This window comes from Capnocytophaga sp., from assembly GCF_030532915.1.
GTDB lineage: Bacteria > Bacteroidota > Bacteroidia > Flavobacteriales > Flavobacteriaceae > Capnocytophaga.
In genome coordinates, this window is record NZ_JAUNKD010000002.1 from 56,455 (window position 1) to 80,277 (window position 23,823).

Consider the following 23,823-nt stretch of genomic DNA (forward strand, 5'->3'; position numbering starts at 1 on the left):
GATTCTTTTTATAACACTTTGATTATCTGAACAACGTAAAGTTTCCTATAAACTCACGACCATCATCACCTTCTCCGTTGAGTTTAACAAGATACCAATAGTCACCGGTTGGTAAATCACGTTGGTTGTACTTACCGTCCCATTTTTCACCTTGGCGTAATTTTGCCAAATGCCTTCCATATCGGTCGTAAATAAATATTTCGATATGTGGGTAGCTTCGTGTATTTTCCGGCGCCCAACCGTCGTTATTTCCGTCGCCGTTTGGCGTGAAATAATTCGGAATTCGGATATCGATAAACTCTTTCTCGATAGTCAATGTTCGTGTACAACCCAGTGCGTCAATTACCATTACTTCAACTTGTTTGATTACACGTCCGTTGGCATCGGTACGACCCGGATCATTTGCTGAAACGTAGTACGTATCTCCGTCATCGCTCAATTTCCCGTTGAAGTAATACCTGTATGCCGGTTTTCCGCCACTTGCTTGTACCTTAATCTGATTCATTTGTCGCGGATCAGAGATATTCTGCAAGGTCAATGGTTGATAATCTTCTACATCAAAGTACTGACTTACCGGAATGGTGTAACTGCACGAATTATAGAAAATGGTTATGTACTGATCACTTCCCACCGGCAAGTTTCTGATAATTCCGACATTGCCGTTAAACTCGGTAAATCTGCGGGCATCCGCAATGTTTGTACTATTCAACGCGTAGAACACATTGGCTTGGTTGAACAACATACTGTCAAAGACCACTTCAAGATAATTTGACGGAATGCTCGTAGCACACTCATACCTTACTTCCAAATCATTAACAGGTTTCAAGTTTGGTGCAGCACCCACCACCAAGGTGTGTGTTTGCGTACAAACGCCACCTGCATCACCGTACGTTAGGGTGTAACTTCCCGGTACCAATCCGGTACGGTTAATTACCTGACCGGCAGCCACTGCGTTGGCAGCATCTATTTGCTGACCTTGTGCATTGGTCAATACATAACTGTACGTTGGTCGTCCTCCTTTTATCTCAAAGGAAATTTGTCCGTCGTTGTCTCCGTAACAAGTTTCACTCACGGTGCTTGCATCCACAGAAAGCAAGGCAGGGTCGATGAATCTAAACTGCTCGGAAACAACACAACCCAATACATTATCTCTAACCGTTACCGTATAGTTGTTTGGCGGTAGGTTTATAAATCGTCCTGTTGCTGCATCAAAGTTTCCTGCCATAGGCGTAATAGTATAAGTGTAACTTGACGTTCCGCCCGTTACTTGGAAACTGATGATACCGTCATTGGCTCCGTGACAGGTAATCTCGGTTGTGGCTGTTACCACTGCAAGCGGACTGTAATTAGGCATATTCACAGTAGTTTCCTTTACGCAACCACCTGAATGTGTAACGGTTATTGTATGTAACCCAGGTGTAACTCCGGTAAAGATGTTAGAGCGTTGTGGTGTTCCTCCATCAAGAACATAAGTTACTTGTGAAGCATACAACGGATTAACCGAAACTACAACACGATTTTCAATCACATTATTGTTAGAACATTGTGGTTGTGCCTCTGCACTTAATTGCAAATCAACACCCGGTTTAATTTGCGGTATGATTACATACGTTTCACAATCATTGGCATCTCTGACAAAAATCACGTGATTTTCACCAGCCGGCAAATTATCATAGAACAACTTACCTTGTACCCAATTGGCGGTATTGCTATTATCATTGAACGAAGTACGATACGGTGCAACACCACCGGTGATTGTAATAGTTGCCGTTCCGTCTGCGCTACCCAAGCAGGTTTCATCGGTTGTTGAAACTAAGGTAACGTCAATTTTGGTGGCAGCCGTAATCACGAACTGATGCTCAATGGTACAGCCGTTTTCGTCTTGCGCAATCACTACATAAGTACCCGGTTCAAACTTCTGATTTCGGATATATTCAGCCGTTACCACTCGGTCTAATCGCGGTGAAATTGCGTATGTAATAGCACCTGTTCCGCCTGCGGCTTGCACATCAATGGTTCCGTCTTTTTTCTCAAAACAAGTTTCATTAGTGCTTGTAGCCGTTGTAAATACAAGTGCCGGTGCTTCATCAATTACGATAGGTACTCGCGTGATATGCTCGCAATCATCACTTGTAACTTTCACATTGTACGTGCCTTTTGGCAAACCTCCGAACACGCCGTTTGTATTTGTTACCGGTGGCGCAAACGGATTTCGTGTGGCATCTAACAATTCATAGGTATAATCTCCTAAACCTCCGTAGGCTTCTGCTTTGATGGTAGCCGAGCTATCTCCATTACATTTCACATACGCCAAGGTTGTATCAATATTCAAGCCCAATGCTTCAATCGGAAGGATAACAATGGTATTTGAAAGTCCTGACGGACAGTTATTACTATCCACCGCCGTGAAGACATACGTACCTGGACCCGCTTCGTACACTCCCGGTGCAGTTTGAACAATTGTTCCCGTTGATGACGGATCAACCGCAAAGACATACCCCGTACCTGAACCGCCTGTTCCCGTTAAGGTTATCTGAGCCTGTTGCAAGCAACTCAATCGGCGTGTAATAGCAGCCTCAACACGAACTTGTAGTGGTTCAACAATCTGAATATAAGCAGACTCGGCATCACAACCCCATCCGTCAACTACTCGTACGGCATACTCTCCAGCTCCTAAACCGGTGAATGTCGGGCTGTCTTGCGCTCCGGATTCAATAATTCCGGAAGCCGTTTTGGTAAGCAATATGTATTTGTAATTACCGCTTCCCGCACCTGCCGGCATAACGCTCGCCGTAATGCTTGCCGTTTTATCACCGAAGCAAGTCAAGTTAAGCGTACTTGGCGTGATACCCACCACAATTGGTGTCGGGTTGCTTAACAATACATCTGCAAAGGCTTCACAACCTTCTTTATCTTTTACTTCAACTCTGTAATTTCCGGCATCCAAATTGGCGAATGTTACCACTGTTGCATAAGCTCCGTAAACAGGGTGAGGCGCTCCGTTTTTCAGTAATCGATACTGATAATCACCCCAACCGCCTTCGGCTTCTACATTGATAATGGCATCATTACCCTGACACGTTAGCGGATTGGCAAGTGTTGCCGATACCGTTAAGGCTGCCGTAGGTTTGGCAATATGTACCAAAGTTGAATTTATTGTACAGAAAGGCGTTGCCGTCTGTTTAACTTGCACCACATAATCACCTGCCGACAAGCCTGTTATGGTAGTTACTACCGGTGAACCGAATACGGTTGCATTTGCCGTACCTGTTTTAGCAGGCGTTAAAGGTGTTAAGGTGGCAGCATCAAGCACTTCCCACGTATAACTTCCGATGTAATTTACCGTTTCAAGTTTTATCTCACCATCGGCTGACGTGAAGCACGAAACGTTTTTGTTTGGCGAAGCCGTTACTTTCATTTCTTCATACGGACGCACCTCGTAAACAATTGTTGATGAACATTTGGTTACTAAATCGGTAACTTTAAACTCATACTGACCGGCTTTTGACAGTTTGAAATCAAACGTATTAACTCCGGCTGCCAATACTTGGCTTGGCGGCGTAATCGTAGCACCTGTCATAGCCGTGGTTACATCAATTTGATAGCCGTTGTTAGCGCCACCGGTAACAGTAATACGTACCTCTTCATCATTAGCACACGTAAGTGTCTTGATTGGGTCAGCTTTCACATCGGTAATTTTCGGTAGCGGATTAAGTTGAACCTGAGCTGTTGTTTGACAGCCATTGGTATCTCTCACCGTAATAGTGATATTTTGCACCGCTCCGGTATCAACTATGTTAAATATGCCTGTGGTGTCACTGAAGTCAACCCCGTCAATACTGTAATGATACGGCGAAGTTCCACCTTGCGGCGTTGCCTGTACCACAGCCTGTTGCGATGTGTTAGAGGCATCACAAGCAAACTCAGTTACCACAGCTGCCGTTGCCGTCAGCACCGCAGGCTCTGTAATTGTTATGGTTTGAATAGCCTCACAACCACGTGCCGAAATCACTTTTACCTGATAAGCACCTGCTTTCAAATTATTGAAATGATGCGTTGCAGGTACGGTGGTTACCGTTTGTATTTGCGTTGTAAAGCCTACCACGGTACTTGTTACCTCAATTCGGTAATCAAGTTGTGTTTGTGTATTATCCAACGTGATGGCAAAACCTCCGTTATCACCTCCGTTACAACTTACGTTGGTTTGCGTATGCGTGAAGGCTACCGCAACGGTTGGTGTAAGCTCAAAGATTGCAGTTACCGGCGCACAACCTGTTGCCACGTCAGTAATTGTTACGTTGTACACGCCCGGAACGGTCAAGTTGGTAAACACAGGATTGTTGTTCTGCGTGATTGGCGCACCACCCGCAGGAGGCGTTACCACATAATTGATATTTCCTGAATTACCTCCTTGGTGTGTTATCGTAATGTCAGCACCCGTATGTGGCGTGGCAGTACAAGTGATTTCCTTATCAATCGTAACACTTGGATTGGTTATCGGCTGATAAAGCGTTGCCGAAACCGCAGAAGTTCCTTGACAACTCCACGTATCGGTAACCTGTACGGTGTAAACTCCGGCTGATAAATTCGTAAATGTTGCCGAATTAGCAGCATCACCCGGCACAGGAGCACCATAAGGGGCACCGTCTTTTATCAATTGGAAGGTATAATTTTTACCTTCACCACCCGAAGCCGTAGCTTTGATAACGCCTGTTCCTTCGGTACAGTTTTGTGTATCGATAGTCAATACAGGCACTATCGGCGCAGGATTCGCCAATACGATATTTTGTATCTCAAATACGCAACCTTCTTTATCCGTTACGGTTATTTTGTACGTATTTGGCGGTAAGTTTATAAACAACGGATTGGTTGTTTGCCCCACAGCGTTCGGGTCAGGTGTAATACTGTATTTGTAATCACCCCAGCCACCGGCTACGTTTATCACTTCAATTGTTCCGTCATTACCAGCACAAGTAATTGGTTTCACCGTATGATTTGCTGTAAGAGCCGCATCGGGTTCGGTAATGGTAAACGGATATTCTTTTGAACACTCAGGGAATGAAACCTGCGTCACACGCAAGATATGCGTTCCCGCTCCGATGTTTACGGTTATCGGTCCTGAACCGATTCTGTTTCCGGATACGGCAGGCGTGCCTACCACAACCCAATCATACTGACCTGCATAAGTAGCATCGTGAATGTTGAACACGGCACTTCCAGCGTCGCCTTTACATTTTGCAGGCGTTACCACCGGTGGGTCAATCACGAAGGTATTCGGTTCTTTCACCACGTGGGTTACCGAAGTCATACAGCCGGTATCAATATGCCCTACCCAGAAGGTGTATGTACCCGGTGTAAGCCCTGTGAAGGTTCCTGTTGTAATCGTCCAAGTACTTGGTGCTGTCGTTGGTACGGTAGCACTTTGGATATATCGTATTTTCGGATTATTAATACTTGCAACCGCTGTATTAACAGTAGTTACAGAAATATCAATATTCTCATTAACTTTACAAGACATATCCTGCGTTACCGTAATATCTACTTTTGTAATTGCGTCGAATTTATCAATGGTTCGGGTTATCGGCGCAATCGTTGTACAGCCGTTGGCGTCTGTTACATTGATAGTTACCGTACCACCGGTGTAGTCATTGGTTATTAACTGCGTTCCGTTTACGGTTTGTCCGTTATATGTAATGGTAAAGCTATACGGAGGTGTTCCGCCTGTTACTTTGGTTGGGTCGAGCGTTACCACAGCACTTTCAGGGGTGTTGCCCGAAGCGCAACCAAACTGTTTTACGGTTACGAAATCAGCGGCAACATTCACTGCATCAGGTTCACCTACCACAACATTTGTAGTAGTTTGACAACCGTTGGTTGATAGCGCTGTAATCATATACGGACCTGCCACTAACCCTTCAAATCCTTTGATAGTTGGATTATACGGCGCTCCTGACGATATCGTGTAGGTAACCGCTGGAGCTCCCGTAGCGATTTCGTTTATCAGGATTTTTCCGTCAGATGCTCCGTTACAAGTTGCTGAAACGGTGCTTGCCGTAAAGGCAGGATACACCGGAGGTGCTACCGTTACCGTAAAGGTAAGCGGCGGACAAGCAGCAGCGCTTAGGTCTTTATCCCATAACTTGATGACATAAGTTCCTTGTGTATTAGCGGTATAGTTGTAAGGCGTTGCAGGTAAATCTTGACGTGCAATCGTGCTCGCTCCTGAAACTTCATATTGGTATACACCAGAACCTCCCTCGGCTTTGATTTCAATTACGGCTTCTTGCCCCGTAACACAACCTAACAATTTGGTCTGTTTTACTTCACCTTTTATTTTGGTAAGCAACATAGTTGGTGTACTTACTGACTCACAGCCTGTTTGTACATCTTTTAATTTTACCTCATACTGAACCCCACCTGCAAGGTTGGTAAACGTATCGCTTGTTTGCCAAGCTCCCCACGTTCCACCTACTTGCCGGATGGCAAATTCGTACGTTCTGCCTGCCACAGGCGTATGTTCAGCCTTGATAGAAAGCGGTTCTTCACAGCTGTTCGGCACTGCCTTAACCGCAGGAGCCGTTCTTTCTGAATCTATATTTACGCTTCCTAAAACTTTATCACAACCGTGTTGGTCTGTCATCTTTATCTGAACAGAAATTGGTGATGCGGTTGTATTAAGATTATTTGAATTGATTTCAATAGTTGTATTGTTTGTTGTAATCGGAGCTACAAAAGCAGCACTTGTTAATTCAAAAGTATAGGTGCCGCCACCTCCGTGCGGATTTTGAATTTCAATCACGCCCGGAATTGTACAGGTAATACCTCGCTTTACGATTGGCGTACCTTGCAATTCGGTTTGTACATACATTTGCGTGTCAAGGCTTGCCCATTTACAAGCTGTTCCTTGCTCTTCAATTTCCATATAGTAAGTACCCACCGGCAAATTCGGAACGGCAATACGAATATCACCCGGTTTTGGAGGCATCGGGCTATTTCCGGTAAAGCCTGTTCCCGGAACCACATTACCCGTTGCTTTATCAATTACTTTCCAATCAAAATGAGTTGCTACCGATGTAGAGTTTGCCGATCTTTTCACTACAAAAGTAATAGTACCGTGAGTAGCACCGAAACAGATAGGTGTAACCTCTGCGTCCACTTTCATTGGCGGAACATACCCCTCATAAATATCTTTTTCATTTTGTTGGATACAACCCTTGCTATCTTTCACATAGAAGATATAAGTTCTTCCCGGAGTAAGACCCGTAAATCGATATTTATTGGTACTTCCCGGTACGTTTGATGAATGCCAAACCGTTGCCGGATTATGTGGGTCTTCCATCGTAAAGGTATAAGGTGGAATACCGCCCGTGGCCGTTACCTCAACGGTAAATCCGCCCGGTGTACACGTTCCTGTGAAACCTGTTATTAAGTCGGTTGCCACTGCCAATTCACTAAGCGGGAATGGCACGGTGTAGCGCGGAAGTGTTGTTAAACAAATCACTCCCGAAGCCGTATCAACCACTCGAAGCGAAGGCGTGAACGTATCACCCACTTTTTTGCCGTTGATAATAGTTTGTGCTGTTGTAACATCCGCCCAACTTGCTCCTCCATCAACGCTGTACTGCACTTTGTAACCCAAAGCGGTATAGGCATCTATCAAGTTTTGTGATACTGTTAATGTTAAAGTAACGGTTTGCCCAAATACCACACAACCTGTTGTACCCAATGTAATGGTAGCGGTCAGTTGTGGTTTGTCGGTAATCATTACCGTTTCAGTATGCACACAACCATATCGGTCGGCGATGGCTACGTCATAGGTTTTACCGGGTGCAAGATTTGAAAAATCATACGTTTTGTTGATATAGTTTGGCACGGAAGTAATCGGTGCCGTTACACCCTGCTCGTATAAATTCAAGGTGTACGGACCATCACCCACAATATTCGTGATGGCGATGTTTCCGGTGTAACCGTGGCAACTTGGGTCTTTCGGTGTAACGGTAAACGCAATAGCAGGTGCTTGCGCTACAGTTACCGTTGTGGAGTACACACAGGCTGCCGATTTCACATATACGTCATAAGCTCCGGCTGCCGTTACATTTTCACTGTACGGACTTGCTCCGGCTGTATATGTAGGTGCTGTTCCCGCAGGTACAATGTCAAATTCATACGCACCATCGCCTCCCGTAGCCGTAACTTCAATTTTACCGGCATTACAGCTAACAGACGTTTCCTTAGTGGTTACCACTAATTTCGGATGGATGACTACTTGTTTCACATCTGCACATCCGAAAGCATCTTCCACACGAATGGTATAACCCGCTCCGGTTGATGCAGACAAGCCCGTAAAGGTATATGTCATTGAGCTGGTTGCCGAAGGCGTTTGCCAAGCTCCGTTGTTGATACTGAAACGATAATCGCCGTTTCCGTCGGTTACGGTTACCACAATTTCGGCATCGTTATTTCCGGAATAACAAGCTGTTGGAACTGCCGTAAAGACAACTTGTTTTGGAGCTGCAACATCAACAGTTACCGAAACCGAACAGTTGTTTTTATCGGTTATGGTAAAGGTTTGTGCACCCACTGGAACTTGCGTAAACACATTGGTTTGTTGTGGCGGGAATGTTCCGAATTTGTAACTATAAGGAGGCGTTCCGCCCTGTGCTTGCAGCGTAACCGTTGCCAATCTGTTGTTACTACATTTTGCCGGCACGGTAATCGTTCCGGTTGCCGTAAGGGCATCGGGTTGTGTTACCGTGATAGGCACTTCAAGCGTACAGGTTGCATAGGTTAAGGTAACGGTGTGCAATCCTGCCGATAAATTCGGAATAGTGATTGTCGGGGTATTTGCGTTTTGTGAAGCACCCGTATCAACCTTATAGGAATAGCCCGCACCGAAGTTTTCAACATTGATGATTGCCTGTGCATCACTTTGCCCGTTACAGCTTACGCCCGTAACGCTTGCCAAATTGGCTTTAAATTCCTGACCCGGAGCCACCGTGATTGTAACGGTCATCGTGTAACCACAATCTTCGGCACCCTGCACCGGATTTTTCTCTTTGTACTGAATTACCACTTGATGCGTTCCGACGGCAACGTTAGCAAACGCACCCGTATTGTTCGTTTCCGTACCAAGCGTATAGGTATAATCGTATGTATTTGGTGTTGCCGTTATGGTAAAGTTTCCGGTTCCGTCACAATTATATGTAATTGCCGGATTGGCATTTACCGTTGGCGGTGTAGGACGAGCCGGAACCACGATGGTTTCCTGTACCTGACAGCCGTTGGCATCAGTTACCGTGATATTATGTGTACCCACACCTAATTTTATGGTGCGCGGAACATTACTTTGGTAATTTGTTCCGCCTTGGTTGTCGTTGTAGGCAGGTGTTCCGCCTGTAACGGTATATTCCACCTCTGCCATATCACTTGCCGGGTCACAACTTATCAATTTTTTGAAGGTTGTCGTAATAGCCAAAGCAGCGGCAGGTTGTTCAATAAGCACTTGTTTTGTTACCTCACAATTTTTGGCATCACGAACGATGATGGTGTAATTGCCAGCCGGCAAATTGTTGTACTGGTTTTGTGAACCTCTGTCCGTACCGTTTACAAAATATCTGTACGGAGGCGTTCCGCCCGTAACATTCACGGTAATGGAACCTGTGCTTTCACCAAAACATTTCACATCAACTTTGGTAGTTGTAAAATCCGGATTTTGCGGAGCAGTCAGCTCTCTGTCTACACTTGTTTTACAGCCTTTTGCATCAGTGATTTCAATGGTATAAACACCTGCATTAGCTGATTTGTAAGTTATTTCATTACCTACCAAAGCCGTTTCAGGCATCACCACAGTTGTACCCATTTTGAGGGTATACTTATAAGGTGTATAACCTCCGGCAACTAAGACTTTAATGCTTCCCTCATTGGTAGGAGGCGTATCACAAGTGATATCTTTCTCTACCGTAGCACTTTGCACTCTGAGCTCAGGCTGAATGGTTTCTGTTAAAGTTCCTTCACAACCGTATTTATCAACCACTTTAATGGTGTATGTTCCGGGTTGTAAATTTCCGAACGAGAATGAAGCGTTGTTAGTCGGTGCCTGAACATTTCCGTTGATTGAGAACGTAAACGGAGCCGTACCGTTGGCAACCGTTACATCAAGTTTGGCAGGCGTTCCCGGCGTTACACAATAACTTGACGTATTTGCTACGCTTATTGTCGGTATTGGTGCTTGTGTAACGTTAAACTGTACTTTTGAAGAACAGTTGTTTGCATCAGTAGCAGTTAGTTCGTGCGTACCTGCCTGCGTAATGGTAAAGTTAGGCGTGTTTTGTGCAAGTACCGTTCCGTCAGGTTGTTTTAGTTCAAATCGTAAAGCTCCTACGCCTCCCGAAGCCATAAAGGTAAGCCCCACAGATGCCGGATTACAGCCCAATACCACGTCGTTTATCGGTTGAATTGTTATCTGCGAAGGATTATTTACCGTAAAGGTACGAGTTTTCTCACAATGTGTTGTGGTTTGACCAAATCGGAACACAACATTGTGTGTACCGCCCGCTATGTTGTTCCATACAAACGGATTAGCAGTTTCCCGCACAAAAGGTCCTCCGTCTTTGGACACCCAATAACCGGCAGGATCTGTGTTTTTCAAAGCTATTTGGTATGTTCCGTTGTTGGCATCGTTACAAAGAATATCGGTAACCCGTTGGGTGTTTGGAAGCACGTCAAACGCTTTATCGTTTTCGATGGTTACGGTTAAAGTCTCGTCAAACGAACAGATTTTTGGCAATTGATATAAATAAATATCGTCAATAGCCACATCATTACCATTAGTTACCAAGCTTCCGGAACGAATCACAGCATATAATTCGGTGTTGTTACCCGGATTTAACGGATATTGATATGTATACCAATCACTTACATTGGTACTTTTCGGAATCACGTATCTAGGCGGTGTACTACCCGCAACAAGTGTCCCTATAGGCTGTGAAATAAGTGGTGTGTTCGCTGCAATGGCAGCCTCACTGGTATATAACTCAATAGTTAAATCAGGGTCTGCCGCCCTAGGATTTGAACCCCTAGTGTTAATCAAATTCATTGCAGCTATCGAAAATTGAATGGGTTGATTGGGTTCCACATCTATCATTTTCCGTTGATACAAAATAGCTCCTTCCGTTCCCAAAATATTACCAACATTCACAAATAACATTCGTCCGTTGGTAAGCCCTGTATGATCAGTAGGCTGTGTCCAAGCCGGATTATTTTGAGAACCCAACCCTCGAGAAACAACATATTCACCATCATTCAGACGAGTACTAGCAGGATCAAATGACACATTACCCACCGGTGGAGGAAGTGTAACACTATTAGGCTGAAGTTGCCCCAAACCATTTATAATACGATACGTTCTTCCATCTGTATGCAATTTAAGATCATCAGGATATAAAGTTGCATTTCGAGTCAAAGGCTCAAAATAATATTTTGAATTGATGTAGGGCGTTCTTACATTGGTTGTTCCTGCACCAAAATCTTCAATAAACAATTCGTGACGAATTGGCGTTGTCGGGTCAGCATACTTGATTTTAATGGTGTGTTGTCCCGGAGGCAAATTTGAAAACGTAGAAGTGGTTGTTTCTACACCTCCTATTTCGTATGTATAAGTATAAGTGCTTTGATTGCTACCGATACTTATGTTTCCGGTTCCGTCACAATTGTAGGTTACCGTACTTGTAAATACCGGATTTACAGGACGCGGATCAACCACCACCTGAGTTCGAAATTCACAATCAACCGCATCACGAACTATGACAGTGTACGTACCGGGCAATAACCACATTTCACGAACGCTTCCCCAAGTTGTTCCGCCGTCAAAACTGTACTGATACGGTTCTGTACCACCACGCACATTGGTGATACGCACCCGTGCCTTATCGGCATTAGTACCTGTACCACAACCTATTAACTCCGAAACCCCGGCAGAGGCAATAACCCTTCCGGCAGCCGAAGGCGGTAAAGTTATAGTTTTTGAAATGGTACAATCCACCGAACCGTTGCTGTAAATCAAGGTAGGGGTATAAGTAGTTTCAGGAGTCAAGCCTATGAATTTTGGTCCCAATTGCGAGGTTGTTCCTCCGTCAATACTATATTTGATTTGGTAACCATCAGGGTTTGTTACATTTATAAACTCAATCGTTCCTTTTGTACCACAGTCAGTTAATTTTTCCACCACATCAAAGGTAGGCGGTGTTGCTGCTCTGACAGGGTCAGAAACTACCGTTACCTCACAGTTGTTGGCATCTACCACTTTTATGGTGTAACGACCTGGATTTGAAACAGTAAATTCATAAAAATGCCCCGTATAGTTTTGCTGATAAGTAGCCCCTCCGTCAATGCTGTAACTGTAACTGGTTCCGGGCGTTCCTCCAAAGGCATCTACCCGAACGATTCCTTCGCCATTACACATTAAATGACTTTTGACCGTTACACGAGCCTGCAAATCAGGGATTTTATCAACCACCTTGGTGTCAGTCATTCGACATCCGTCAGGGGTTTGAACCTCAATGTAGTAGGTTCCGTTATCAATTCCGGTAAAGGTAACATCTGAATCGTTAGAAGCCGGCTGGCTCGCCACCACAGCTCCCGTAGCGTTATCTCTTCGGATGGTATAGGTATACTGCGGATAGGCATCAATTACCTGTACGCGAATGGTTCCTTTGGTATTGGCACAGGCAAGAGGTGTTGTCGTTACCGTAATTCTCGGATTTTTCTTGATGATAGACGCCGGTGCTTGGAACACACAAGCCGTATAGGTTGCCCCTGCTGCCAATTTTTGGCGCATCAAAACCGTATATGAATCGGTATTGGTAATGTTGGCAAACACATTACTATCCTGATACGGACGCACTATGGTTCCGGCACTGCTTTGCAAAGCATACTGATAGCCCGCAGCAGGATGCGTTACCGTAATGCTACCCTGTGTGTTACAGATAATATCACGCACATTAAGAGCCGGCGTAAGTTGTGTTTTTGAAACTTTAAAATAGAAAAGCGCCACACAACCGCCTTGGTAGGTAATTTCAACACGATAATCACCCGGTTGTGAAGCCGTATAACTGTTTCCGTTATGAACCTGTGACCACGTACAACCGTAATTGTCCCTAACCGGACAGTTTATAGAGTGCGCAGGCGGCACGTTACACGATTCGTTACGGCGTTCCCACTTGTAACTCAATGCTTGCGTAACGTTTAAGTGGATTTGTCGGGAATCGGCAGTACCACAAAGGTAAATCTGCGGGTATTTAGTCCCGTCATTCGGACAAATAACCACCTCTGAGGCGTAGGGTTCTATCGGATTACTTTTCAGTGCCTCATCGTGAAGTTTCACATCAATTTCTTCAACCATATCGGCACATCCTGCTTTTTTCTTAAGCACACGATACACACCCGATTCAGTAACGGTAAGGGTTTGTGCGTTACCTCCCGGAACGGGTTGCCCGTTACGCGTCCACGCATACGTATCAAAATTGGCTCCGGCGGTTAAGGTTAGTGTTTTTTCGCAAAGCGTTTCTTTGGCTTTACTCACACAAGTTCCTAAATCGGCGATGAAAGTTGAAGGTCCTGTTAAATTCCCTTCACAATCTTTGTGTGAGGTTACACTTTCGGCTGTAAATCCGTCACGTGATGTGTTTTGTACACCAAAATATTTAGCGTGAACAATGTTGGCAATCACGTTTGAACAAGCATCTCGCAAATCATCACAATGATCAGGCACTTTCATTTCAAAAGAAACGGTTTGCCAATCGGTTTGTCCTTTTTTAACGATATTATTCGGGATTTTGAATTTCAGCTCGTTGGTCGTTTCATTATATTCATAATCCGTATTTCTGACCGGATTTGACTTCCATGATAATTTGATGGAATTAATATTTTCAAACAACAGATTTTTAGGTAGTTTGTCAGTAAGCACCAAATCACGGGCATCATCATTACCCGAGTTTCTGAATTTAATTTCGTAACGAAGTCTATTACCCAAATTTACGCTACCTCCCGTAACATCCGTACCCGAATCAACCCGAAAAACTTTTTTCTCCAAATTGATTACAGGTGCAATTACCTCAACGTTAAAGGCAAACATAAAGGGATAATATGAATCGGTAACTGTTGAAGGCGAGATTCGTATTGAAGAAGCCCCGTTGGGTATCAATCGTTTGGCATTATTAGGAACATTTAAAATACCGGCATCAAAACCCAATAAGTTGGTACTACTAGGATTTCGATTGGTATTTGCTCCTGTTAAACCGGTTATTTTACTATTGAAGAAATTATTTTGAGGGCGCTCTCTATCACTCATCTGTGTTGAAAATCTTGTCCTTGGATTGGTCATTCGCAATCCGTCACCGGATATTCCTAATTCTCCTTCCAACGCCGCAAAGGCAAAGGTTGCGTTTACAGGACCGGTAGGTACGGTTTGGAAACCGGTAACATCAATATTCACATTTGTATTATTTCTATTGATTACCGAAAAACCATCAAATATGGTAATATGGCGGCTTTCTCTGGTCTGGTCTTCATATACAACAATCAAGTTCCAACCGGCAGCATAGCCTACTCCCGAATCTTCCCTTCCTTTGGGTGCCATTATATTGGCCACTGTATACTCTCCGTCAAAAGCACCGTTACGCCTTGCTGCTTCGGCTTCTAATAAGGAAGTTACATCTGCCAAATAAACATAAGCTCGTTGACCACTCTCTTGAGGCCAACCTGCGCTAAGTGTCAGAATATCGTATCCATCATAGACCTGTATTCCTGTCAAATTTTGATAGGTCGTTGCATTAGGCGTTTTGAATTTGACTTGCCCAAATTTACTACGTTCAAATCTTGGATTTTGTTGATTTTTAATACGTTCTTGTGTGTAAGCCGCTGACCAGTACAGATAGGCTTTCTTAACTCTCAAACAAGAAGAGCGAGGATTCGGACTTTGAATCCTTGCTGAACTTGAATTAAAGGTAGTTCCATCTTTGTCAATGTCTATATAATCCAAATTAACAGCTGCATTATGCCCGTGTCTGCCCGTGTAAGGCAGGTTTGGATTGGTATGCCCGTGGTTCCGGTCATTCACGTTTAAAATGGAGTTCCCCACCAGCAACATATCCCCTTTCACGGTCTCTTGATGACGAACACCAAAAGGAACGTAGTTAGGTGACCTTTGTGCAAATAACTCTCCCGTAGCCAATACCAAAAGCGTGGCGTACAAGATAAAAACCGCTCTTTTCATAAACGTTGATTTACTTTTATTTTTTGTGCTTACTTTCATTGCGTAAAAGTATAAGGATTAGTAATTATTTTATATGTTGTTTCGAAAAACGAATTCTTGATTTATTGTTTAACAACCCGTAATATCCAAATGCTCACTTCGGCAAATTCGCGTCGTTTAAGCATTTGGGTCATTATGAGTCCGGCATCTTCTTTCGAGTCATACGGCTGATTGAAATACACATAAGTCATACCATTTTGCGGATGCAAAAAGGCATTTGCCACAAGCCCCAAAGAGCGCACCTCTTGTAGGCGTTGGTAAGCTCCTTTCGGATTTCTAAACACACCCAGCACCACATAATATCCGTCAGAAATTTTACCCCCTGCAATTTTATGTTCCTGAACACTGAGTCGTTCCTGTAATGGTTTTCCGGTGTTTTGTTTTTGCTCCGTTTCGGGCTTAACATTGGTTTCAGCCACTTTTTCAGACTCAGGTTTCGGCTCTTTTTTAGCATTTTGTGCCTGTTTTGCCCGCTCAATTTCAGCTTCTTTGGCAGCTTTTCGTTCTTTTAGTTGCTTGGCTTTCAAATGTCGATCGCCCCCAAATTGGTAAGCTAGCGTAATTTCATAAGTTCCGCCCAAATTGCTTGCATACGTTCCTATGCCTTGCTCATAACCGAAACTTGCACTAAAATGCGAATTTACATTAAAGCCCAAACCGCCAAAAGCACCATACTTTCGGTCGTAACCTGCATATAACCAACCAATAAGAGGCATATCAAGCATTGCGTGCCCCCCGAATTGGTAATTTTCAGAACTTCGCCTCACGCGAGCCATCAATGAAAGTGTTGCCTCTTCCAATATACCCGAAGCACTTGCCATTGTGTTGCGATACATCAAATGCCCCACAAATGATTTCGCATTGAACGGCACGGCCATTTCTCCTGCCGAAAGGGCGTAATCAACCAGATTTTCAGCAACCACCCCAAAATGCATTCTTCCGAAATTGATATCAAAACCGGGCTGAATGTTAAAAATTCCGGTATTGGAAATGTTATCAAAAGTAGGGTCAGCTGGATTGTTCACAACAATATCACCACGTGAAATTCCAGTCATCCCGAAAGAAGCATTCACCCCTAAGCGCAAATAATTTTCGTCTGAAATTTCAATTTGATGAATGTAATTACCTAATATTCCGTAATTTGAAAACACTCCTGCTTTCTTTTGGTAAACCATTCCGTGGAACATATCTTGGTCAGTCCATTTTTTTCCGTAAGTAGCTGCGAAGGTTTTAAAATTATTTTTAAAACTCAGCCATTGGTTTCTGTGATAAAGCGCTATGTGCGATTCCTTCTGTCCCAAAATTGGGAGAGCAGGGTTCATCAAAAAGGAATTGAACTTAACGGAGGTGTGACCGGGCATCTCATAAGGCAAATAATAGGCTCCTCCCCCTTTTTGTGCTGCCACAAATTGGAGAAAAAAAGTAAAAATCAATACTATGCCATTTCTTCTTGTCATCATTTTTCGTTGTCCTATTATTTAATTATGGTGATTACACCTTGTTTTTCTACTTTTCCGTCTACTTCAATGGTATAAATATAAAGGAGCGCCCGTTGCCCTAAATCTTTAGTTGTATTTGCATTAGGCCATCTGTTGTCATAGTTTATTCCGTCAAAAACAACTTTGCCCTCTTGTGAGTATATTCTGACCCTTACATTGGCTTTATTGCTATATTCATTCGGGATTTCCCAGAAATCATTAAAGCCGTCACCATTGGGGGTAACCACGTTAGGGATTTCATTAATTTCATATAATTCACTGATAGTAAAGACTATAGTTACCGGTGCACAGGTGCTTCCTATGGTTGCCGTAAGGGTGTAAGTGCCTGCCTCGGTAACAGTTACCCTTTCACCGGAAGTTTGCTGTGTGGGTGTTGACCAATAATACTCATAATCGCTGCTACCGTCAAGCACGCCCACCTCCAAGCCTTTACTTGCCGAGAATGAAGCTCCGTTTGCTATCTGTGCGTTGTTATCCAATCGGATAATTTTAACATTATCAGCCGTGAAATAATTCACCGAAACAACAGGCGATTTTTTAGTACACGCACCGTTGGAAACTTCTATGTAGTAACTTCCCGGCTCGGAGGCTTCGTAAACAGCCTCAACTGCACCGTCAATTTTGCCTCCTTCCTTATACCATTGATATGAATAGGCTGCCGACGACACGGAAGACGTTAAAGTTGCCGTTCCGCCCGGACAAATATGCGGTGTGTTGTTGGCACTGCCCGAAAGTATGGTAACATCGGGTACAGAAGCGAACGAAACTCGTAATTTATTCGATTCGGTAATTGATGATTTGTAAAACGCCTGCAATGAATAGTCGCCTACCGTACCATCATTTTGCACCACCAAACTGCCGGGATTGGTTTGCCCCGAAATAGGTGTTCCATCTTTAAGCCATTGATAGGTAAAGCTACCAAAATCATTAGCACTCAACGGAATAGGGTCTTCACCTACCAGAACGCCCTCTAATTTTTGCAATTCCAACGTAATTTCAGTAGCCGTACCGTTACAGTTATCTGACTGATTTTGAGATTTAAAACCAACAGTAGGTTTCAAACTTTTTACCTCTATAAAATATTGTGTCGGGGTCACCCGTTTTTCGTTGGCACAAGTGGTTCCTCCGTTAATTAGTTCAGCATAATAACTTCCCGATTGGGTTATTGTTAGTGAAAGCCCCGTTTGTCCCGAAATCTCAGTTCCGTTTCTGAACCATTTAATCGAGGGGTTTGTCATTGTATGCGAGATGGTTAGCTCATAGGTTTTTCCTTCAATATAAACCTCACGTTGCCGTAATTCACGCGACCAACCTGCGGTAACGTCATCTTTAATCGCAACAATTGAATTGGAAGTTGCCGGACAGCCCACATCGTTCTGTTTGGTAATTGACACGTGATACGTTCCCGTTTGCGACACCTGATATTCGTGCTTGCCAAGTTCTTGCAACACCTGAACCCCGTCTTTGTACCACGTATAAGTTGCCGAAGCATCAGCAGGTTCAGCCGTGAGGGTTACCGTACCGGTACAAAACTCAATGCTTCGTCTGCCTTGATTAAGTTTAATAGCATTAGCGTCAACCAATTGAATCGGTAATTCGTTGGAACGGGGAATCGTATAGCCCGAAGCGGACACCTGTAATGAATAAGTCCCGTTTTGGGAAATATTTTGAAGGAACAATTCCGTAGTGGTAGCTCCTGATACGGCTTCTGTTCCTTTGTACCACTGGAAATTAAACATATTATAGGTAGACGCATCCATTTCTACTTCTTCGGTGGTAGTTACGGCTAAAATCTTTTCAATGGCAAGTGATGTTTTGTCATACAAACAAGCTTGATAAGTAGCCGATTTGTATTTAATTTCAACTTTAAAATTTGTCGGGCTTTTTAAAACAACCTTTTCAGAAGTAACCGAGCCGGAACAGGTTCCCTGTTGGGTTACTTTTACCTGATATTCACCGGGTTGCGTAGCCGTATATTGAGCCGATGTAGCCCCCGAAATGGGATTGCCGTTCAAAAGCCATTGGTACGTAGGGTTTTCGGCGGTTGTTTGTGCCGTAAGTTGTCGCGAAGCTCCGGGCAACATAAAATCGCTTCCCGTTAAGGTTACTGAGGCGTTGAATTCTTCTTTAAACTTAATTTCGATAACATTGGTACGCTCCTCACAATCTTGCCCCGTAGCACTGATACCTAAATAGTACTTTCCGGCGGCGGTATCATCAGCTGGGGTGGTATACGTATCAAGCCCTACCCCTTCACGTACCACCACATCATTGCGATACCATTTATATGTATAAGACGCGTTTTTCTGATTTGCAGTAAAAGTTACAGTTTGTCCCTTACAGATGGTATTGTCGGTAGATGAAGAGGAAATCGCCAATCCGGTATTTCCACCAACGGTTACATTAACAATATTTGAACGCAAATAATCGCTGGCACTTTGGGAACAAAACTGACCGTAATCAGGCGTTGCATAATAAGCTCCGGGTTCAGAAACCCGCAATGAAGGTCCCGTAGCCCCAGCAATAAGCTGGTTATCTTTATACCATTTATAACCCGCCTCATCGGTTCTGTCCACTGAAATTTCTTGTGAGTGTCCCGGACAAAGCGCCAAAGTGGACACTCCATTATTAAGTTTCAACGAAGTGGTACTTTTTATGAAGTAGGCTTGAAAAGGACGCGATTCCGCCGAAGAAGACGGATTGCTACTGCTTACCCGCACCTTGTAGCCATCGCCCCGTATTGAGTTGGGGAATGAAATAGTCGTATTGATTTCAAAACTCGTGTTTTGCCCCGTGATTGTTTTTAAAAGCGTAGGGTTTGAGAAATTACCGTTGGCATCAGATAACTCAATAACGTACTGATTGTTGGCATTGGGTAACGGGGGCGTCCATTTGAATGAAATCGCGAAGTTGTTATGCCCGTCTCTGGCACAGATGTAATTCGTGTTATTCAAAAAATTAACCGATTCCACTTTTCCTCCATTTTGCGAGAACGAAACGCCCGCGACCAAAAGCAGAAACCAAGTTAAAACACTATGAGAAAAATGAGTATTCATTACGCAAAATCTTTAAAATAAAACTGTGCAAAAATCCCATCGTAAAGCACATTTATCAAGACAAAAGTACAAAAATTAATGAAACAACAAACACCTATAAAGGTAATCCGTTTTAAAAACAAAGTCAAAGGGCAAATTTCAGTGATTTAGCCAAAGCTATAAAAATATTAAAATTTAAAAAACAATATAAAAAAGTTTATCTAAATTATATTTTTAATAACAATAATTCATTTATTAAATACATTTATAAATAATTTCACAATATAAAAGTAAAATCAAAAGATATTGTTAATTATGATTTTTTTAAGATGTATGATTTTTTTTTAACATATAGTTTTCAACATTTTTTTGTTAATAAAATCTTTAAATATTAATAACAATCCATTAAAATTTGCCCTTTATTCTGAAAAAAACTCAGCGGTTTTTGTAGGTGTTTTCTGCTAAAAAAATCAAGAGTCTCAACAACGCTTTTTTGCATCGCTACCGAACCACATAGCATCACCACGCCTCCACCGGCAAGCAATTTGGTAAAAAAAACGGCTTGTTGCTTCACAACATCTTGAACATACCGTTTAGCACCTTCCCGTGAAAAAGCCAACTGCAAGTCTGTCAGTTGTTTATCTTCTAAAAAACGATACACAAACGGGCTGTAAAGCTCAAATGATTTTTCGGTTTTTCCACCCCAAATCAGGCGTACGTTTCGTTTCTGTTCATTGGCTTGTATCATTCCTAAAAAAGGTGTAATTCCGGTGCCTGTGGCAATACAAACCACTTGATTAGCTTTTTTCGGAAAGTGAAACTTCGGATTTTTTTCGATACCGGCCTGCAACGCATCACCTTCTTTCAATTCATTTAAAAAATTAGAAATCAGCCCTTTACAATGTCGTTTTACGCTTAACAGAATTTGATTATCTTTCACTTTCCCGATAGAATACAGCCGCTCCCGTTTATCTTCGTTTGAGGTAATCCCGAGCAAATCACCGGAAGAAAAACGTACGTTTTCATCAGGTTGTAACCAAATTAAAAACGTTTCATCACACTGAATTTCAGTCTTTTTCACTACCGTAAATGTATATTGCTTTCGTTTTTTTAAAGGAAGTAAATCCGCAGCTAATTGTAAGTTAAATCCGTGATGAGAAGCCCACGTATTTACCCAAGCAGAAAAAGACTCAAACGACTGGTTATTAACTGTATGCACTTCCATTAATTGAGTTGCATTAGGCGATAATCTCAGCAAAGCATCTACATCATAGGCATACTTGCAAAAATCAGGATACGCTAGCGAACCAAACCCCAACACAGCATACGAAAACGAATGAGGCACAAAGATTTTAGCACACAAGTCATTGAATTTTAATGCATTGACAGGTGCTTCACCCTGACCATAAGTAGAAGTCATCACAACCAAATGTTTCATATTCGGATAGGTTTCAAAGGCATTCATTTCTGCCAAAAAAACTTTAATCTTTTGCCTAACCAACTCATTATAAAGCATATTGGCAAAACTTATCGTTGTTCCGCCTTCCGAGCCAACAAGAATAACATAATCACACTCTTCCTTTTTAAATCTATTCTTTATAACTGATTTTCTGCGACTTAACGCAATTGAAAAACCCGAATACATAAAAAATAAAATCCCAATAGCCGAAAGCCCCAAAATAATCGACCAGAGCCAAGCACCCCGCCCCGTATGCAAAACAGAGCTATAATGCGTAATGAGTTTAAAAACCGAAAAATCAACACGATGAAGCACCTCACCCGTTAACTGATTCACAACCAGCTTTTTATCAGTCGTTTCTACGGTAAAAAATTCCTCAACATCTTCAAAAAGAGGAAACTCAACCTTACGAACTCCTGACAAAGGAATATCAAAAACCTCAAAATCAACTATTTTTTTTCGAGGTTCTTCCAAAAGAAGCTCATTATCAATCGTATATAAAAGTTCTTTTTCAGAAAAAAACGAAAAACCTTCCAGTGAAAGATAAATACCTGTAAATGAAATAATAAGTATCGGAAACAAAATCAATCTACCTAATACGGAATGATAATACGGAAAAGAATTTTCTTTCACGAGAGGCCTAAAAAAGTTTTTCCAATGTTTTTGCTTCCTGACAATGAGCAACATACCCGAAAAAGCAATCAACAACAATAGAAATGATGTTATCGCCATAAGCACACGCCCCACCTTCCCCATAAAAAGAGAGCGGTGTAACGTCTGCGAAAACGTGAATATTTCCGAACGTTTAGAAACAGCCCCCAGTTTTTCCCCACTTTTCGGGTTCACATAAAATACAGTATTATACCCCTTATTATCAACAACTTCCGCTTTAACAAAATCATTTTCATCAACTTCAAGGGTAAGTACTTCGGTATATTTTGCTTGCAAAACGGCAATGGTTTCACCCAAAGTAATTTCATTAAAAGAATCACTTTTTAACGGCCTAAACTGCTGTGAAACAGGTTCAATTGCCAAAATAATTCCGGTTACCGATGCCATTAAAATAAAAACCGAAGCCAATAACGACAGGGCTAAATGCGCATAACGCCAAACAGATATGGTCATTCAAAAATTATTTTTATTTAAATTAAATACAAAAAAGCAAAAATACACAAAAAAACAACTTTGGCAAAGCATAAAACACTTCGACAAAGTCATTTTCCGTAATGAAACCCGCAATTAATTACAAATCCAAATCAAATTGTTTAATTTTTCGGTATAAGGTTCGCTCTGAAATTCCTAATTCTTTGGCGGCTTCTTTTCGTTTTCCGCCATTGCGTTCCAATGATTTGATGATGAGTTCCCGCTCCTTATCTTGCAATGACACCGGTTCTTCTTCTATATCTTCCTCATAATCATAAAGTTCCTCCTTGTCAGAAACATCACGGACGGGCTGCACGCGTTCCACCGGAATTATGGAAACCACCGGAGCGGCATCAACCGTATGAGTTCCTTCGCCATATATTCGGTGAATTAGTCCTTTATGATTTTCTTCAACCTGCTGATAATTACCATTTTGCAAAAGTTCCAGCGTAAGTTTTTTCAAATCGTTCAAATCATTTTTCATATCGAACAACACCTTATATAGTATTTCCCGTTCGTTACTGAAATCATTTTCGGGGCGACTTGCATTCACTATGGTGGGCAAACTATGGGTTTCATTGGGCAAATAATGCTGCAAAACAGCTGATGAAACTTCTCTTTTTTGTTCTAAAACGGAAATTTGTTCCGCCACATTGCGCAATTGCCGTATGTTTCCGCTCCAACGATAATTTACCAACAAATGTACGGCATCTTCGGTGAGTCTAATAGGCGTAGGCATTTTGTATTTTTCGGCAGTATCAGAAGCAAACTTTCTGAATAACAAATAAATATCATCTTTTCGGTCACGCAATGCTGGTAAGTGAATTTGAACCGTACTGAGCCGATAAAACAAATCTTCACGAAAACGCCCTTTTTTGATTGCTTCAAACATATTCAGGTTGGTTGCCGCCACAATGCGCACGTTGGTTTTTTGTACCACCGATGACCCCACCTTGATGAATTCCCCATTTTCAAGCACGCGCAAGAGTCGCACCTGTGTGGTTAGGGGCAACTCCCCTACTTCGTCCAAAAAAATGGTTCCGCCATCGGCTTCTTCAAAATAACCGCTACGAGTAGAAGTTGCACCCGTGAAAGCTCCTTTCTCGTGTCCAAACAACTCAGAATCAATTGTTCCCTCAGGAATCGCCCCGCAGTTTACGGCTATATATTTTCCGTGTTTGCGCAATGAAAGTGCGTGTATGATTTTCGGAATCGCCTCCTTGCCCACACCACTTTCACCCGTTACCAACACCGAAATATCGGTAGGCGCCACCTGAATTGCCGTTTCAATGGCTCTGTTGAGCTTGGCATCATTACCGATAATGCCAAAGCGTTGTTTTATTGCTTGTATATTTTCCATTATATCTATTTCATTTT

5 protein-coding genes are annotated in these 23,823 nt (G+C 42.7%); all 5 read right to left on the reverse strand.

Annotated features, from left to right (window positions below; all coding sequences use genetic code 11):
- Window positions 1–22 precede the first annotated feature (22 nt).
- Window positions 23–15,271: a T9SS type B sorting domain-containing protein gene (locus Q4D72_RS00880; protein WP_303075525.1), complete on the reverse strand. Its 15,249-nt coding sequence runs from the start codon at window positions 15,269–15,271 to the stop codon at window positions 23–25.
- A gap of 101 nt (window positions 15,272–15,372) precedes the next feature.
- Entirely contained in the window at window positions 15,373–16,770 is a 1,398-nt protein-coding gene (locus tag Q4D72_RS00885; RefSeq protein WP_303075526.1) for a PorP/SprF family type IX secretion system membrane protein, read from the reverse strand.
- A 14-nt stretch (window positions 16,771–16,784) separates the two neighbouring features.
- On the reverse strand, window positions 16,785–19,865 hold the full coding sequence (locus tag Q4D72_RS00890) for a gliding motility-associated C-terminal domain-containing protein (protein WP_303075527.1): 3,081 nt from the start codon (window positions 19,863–19,865) through the stop codon (window positions 16,785–16,787).
- Window positions 19,866–20,235: 370 nt separating this feature from the next.
- Window positions 20,236–22,428, reverse strand: coding sequence for a PepSY domain-containing protein (locus Q4D72_RS00895; protein ID WP_303075528.1), 2,193 nt, complete (start codon window positions 22,426–22,428; stop codon window positions 20,236–20,238).
- Window positions 22,429–22,546: 118 nt separating this feature from the next.
- Window positions 22,547–23,806 (reverse strand): sigma-54-dependent Fis family transcriptional regulator, encoded by a 1,260-nt coding sequence (locus tag Q4D72_RS00900; protein ID WP_303075529.1) that lies wholly within the window; start codon window positions 23,804–23,806, stop codon window positions 22,547–22,549.
- Between the last annotated feature and the right edge of the window lie 17 nt (window positions 23,807–23,823).